Annotated in this window: 1 protein-coding gene and 1 pseudogene; one reads left to right on the forward strand and one right to left on the reverse strand. The window is 69.9% G+C overall.

Annotation, left to right across the window (positions count from 1 at the left end; all coding sequences use genetic code 11):
* Position 1 precedes the first annotated feature (1 nt).
* The gene (locus BKE38_RS21710; protein WP_083747755.1) at positions 2–1,018 is read left to right on the forward strand and encodes a threonine aldolase family protein; all 1,017 of its coding nucleotides are present in this window, start codon (positions 2–4) and stop codon (positions 1,016–1,018) included.
* Positions 1,019–1,059: 41 nt separating this feature from the next.
* Here the strand turns inward: BKE38_RS21710 and BKE38_RS21715 are convergent.
* Positions 1,060–2,196, reverse strand: a pseudogene (locus BKE38_RS21715) (M10 family metallopeptidase C-terminal domain-containing protein); the annotation flags it as partial.

A 2,196-nucleotide genomic window follows, 5' to 3' on the forward strand; every position in this document is an offset into this window, starting at 1 on the left:
CATCAACCTCTATTCCGACACCCAGACGCGGCCGACCGCCGCCATGAAGGACGCCATGATGGCGGCCGAGGTCGGCGACGAGCAGCATGGCGACGACCCCACCGTCCACGCCCTGAACGACCGCATGGCCCAGCTGCTGGGCAAGCAGGCGGCGATGTTCCTGCCCTCGGGCACCATGTGCAACGTCATCGCCATCCTCACCCATTGCCGCCCCGGCGACGAGGTGCTGGCGCATGAGACCGCCCATATCCTGTCCAGCGAAGGCGGCAACCACGCGGCGCTGGCCGGCGTGCAGATCAACCCGCTGCGCGGCCCGCGCGGCATGTTCGACGAGGCGACGCTGCGCGCCGCCATCCGCGACAAGCACCGCTACGCCGTGCCGCAGCGCCTGCTGGAGGTCGAGCAGACCGCCAATATCGGCGGCGGCGCCGTCTGGCCGCAGGCGCAGCTCGATGCGCTGGTCGGCGTCGCGCGCGAGCAGGGCTGGGCGACCCATATGGACGGCGCCCGGCTGATGAACGCGGTCGTCGCCAGCGGCATCCCCGCCGCCGAGATGGCCGCCGGCTTCGACAGCCTCTGGCTCGACTTCACCAAGGGGCTGGGCGCGCCCCTGGGCGCCGTGCTGGCCGGTTCGGAGGAATTCATCGGCCAGGCCTGGCGCTGGAAGCAGCGCCTCGGCGGCTCGATGCGCCAGGCCGGCATCTGCGCCGCCGCCTGCCTGCATGCCCTGGACCACCATGTCGACCGCCTGGCCGAGGATCACGCCAATGCGAAGGCCCTGGCCCGCGGCCTGCGCCAGATCGAGGGCATTGCGGTGGAGGAGCCCGACACCAACCTGGTCTTCTTCGACATCGCCGGCACCGGCCGGAGCACGGCCGCCGTCGTCGATGCGCTGCGGCTGGAGGGCATCCAGCTGTCGATGCTGGGCGGCCGCCTGCGCGCCTGCCTGCATCTCGACGTCAGCGCCGCCATGGTCGAGGAAACCCTGCAGATCCTGCGGGCGACGCTGGCGAAGTGACGATGCGGCGCCGGGGGTGACGTCCCCCGGCGCCGATCGCATCAGGCGACCATGTCGCCGAAGGACAGCCGGCCCTCGTCACGGCCGTACTGCATGAAGTGGATCATCGGGTCGATCCGGCTGGCCGCGATATCGGGATAGGCGGCGCGATAGGCCGTGCCGTCGAACAGGTCAGAGGCCTCGCGCGCCTCGCTCCAGCCGTGGTCGTGGTAGTGCACCAGCGGGTCGATATTGCCCGCGGCGATATCCGGATTGTCCGACAGATATTTCTGCACATCGAAATAGGCGTTGGGGTTGCGGCCCTCGCGCCAGCCGGTCTCGTGGTAATGCGTCCAGGCGTCGATGCCGGCCGCGCGGATATCGGCATTGACCAGCAGATAGTACTCCGCGTCGAAGCCGACCGCGGTCAGCGTGCCGACCACCGGCGCGATCTGCCGCCCCTCGGCCTGGCCATAGGCCAGGTAGTGCTCCAGTGGATCGATGCCGCCGGCGGCGATATCGGCATAGCGCTTCAGGTAGTAGGAGGTGTCGAAGGCGGCCGAGGGGTCGCGCCACTCCTTCCAGCCATGGTCGTGATAGTGCTGCAGCGGATCGATCCCCGCCGCCGCGATGTCGGCGTTCAACCCCAGATAGCCCCCGGTCGAGAACAGCCCGTTCGGGTCCCGCCCCTCGCGCCAGCCGGTCTCGGCGTAATGGACATCGGCATCGGCGGCGGCGCGCCAGATGTCGTGATTCTGCGTGTAGTAGAACAGGTCGTCGACCAGCGCATTGCCGTCGCTGCGGGTGACGGTGCCGTCGTTGAAGGCGAAGGCGTCGATGCGAATGGTGACGTCGCCCCCCTGGTCCGGCCGGGCGAAGGTCAGGTAGCGGCCCTCGGACCCATAGGTCACCTCGGTCAGCGCCGCCGAGATCACCGCGGTGTCGAAGCCGCCCCGCCCGTCGAGAATGTTGAGCCCCGCCCCGCCCGACAGCCGGTTGTCGGCGTCGTTGCCGTTGATGGTGTCGTTGCCGCTGCCGCCAATGGCATTCTCGATCAGCGAGCGGGCATCCCCCTGGTACTGCCGCGCATTGTAGACATTGGCCTGGGCCACGGCGTCCGGCCCGACCTCGGCGCGTTGCCCGCCGCCCCGCACCGTCCCACCGCCCCCCCCCCGGCCGACCCCCCGGTGCCCCCATAT

Origin of the sequence: Teichococcus deserti (assembly GCF_001982615.1) — a bacterium.
Classification (GTDB): Bacteria; Pseudomonadota; Alphaproteobacteria; order Acetobacterales; family Acetobacteraceae; genus Pseudoroseomonas; species Pseudoroseomonas deserti.